This window comes from Mesorhizobium sp. M7A.F.Ca.US.006.04.2.1, from assembly GCF_004022915.1.
Lineage (GTDB): Bacteria > Pseudomonadota > Alphaproteobacteria > Rhizobiales > Rhizobiaceae > Mesorhizobium > Mesorhizobium ciceri.
Genome location: NZ_RZQA01001556.1, coordinates 1 through 610 on the forward strand (window position 1 = coordinate 1; position 610 = coordinate 610).

A 610-nucleotide genomic window follows, 5' to 3' on the forward strand; every position below is an offset into this window, starting at 1 on the left:
CTGCTGTTCCGGGTGCCTTTCGCCTCGTCCATGGCGGCATCGATCATGTCCAGCAGCAGCCGGTCGGCACGCTGTTCCTGTCGGTTCCCGGCAGCGATGCAGATCATCTCGCTGACATCATCACATTCCTGAAGGCCCGCCAGGCGCGGGTGGAGGTGCTTGGCCATGTCGCCAATCCTGTTTGAGCTTCTGCTGCGTTCGATCTGGGAGACAGTGCTGATGACGGCCGCTTCCGGCCTCATCTCGCTGGTCTTCGGCCTGCCGCTCGGCTTGGCGCTGATCGCCACCGAACGCGGCGGCATTGCCGAAAGCCTGTGGGTCAACCGCGCGCTCGGCGCGGTCATCAACGGCTTCCGCTCGGTGCCCTTCATCATCCTTCTGGTGGCGCTGATCCCAGTGACGCGGCTGATCGTCGGCACCTCGATCGGCACCTGGGCGGCCATCGTGCCGCTGTCGATCGCCGCCACGCCCTATTATTCGCGCATCGCCGAAGTGTCGCTGCGCGAGGTCGACCACGGCTTGATCGAGGCAGCGCGCGCCATGGGCGGCAACCGCTGGACGATCATCCGCGAGGTGCTGGTGCCGGAAGCCCTGCCCGGCATCGTCGCCG

Annotated in this window: 2 protein-coding genes; both read left to right on the forward strand. The window is 66.2% G+C overall.

Features of this window, described 5'->3' with window-relative positions:
• The coding region (locus EN925_RS38700; protein ID WP_281040716.1) for an NIL domain-containing protein at positions 1–185 on the forward strand (185 nt) is incomplete at its 5' end.
• Positions 166–610 (forward strand): methionine ABC transporter permease (locus EN925_RS38705; protein WP_164894827.1); only part of this gene is annotated, 445 nt, incomplete at its 3' end. The genes EN925_RS38700 and EN925_RS38705, both read left to right, overlap by 20 nt.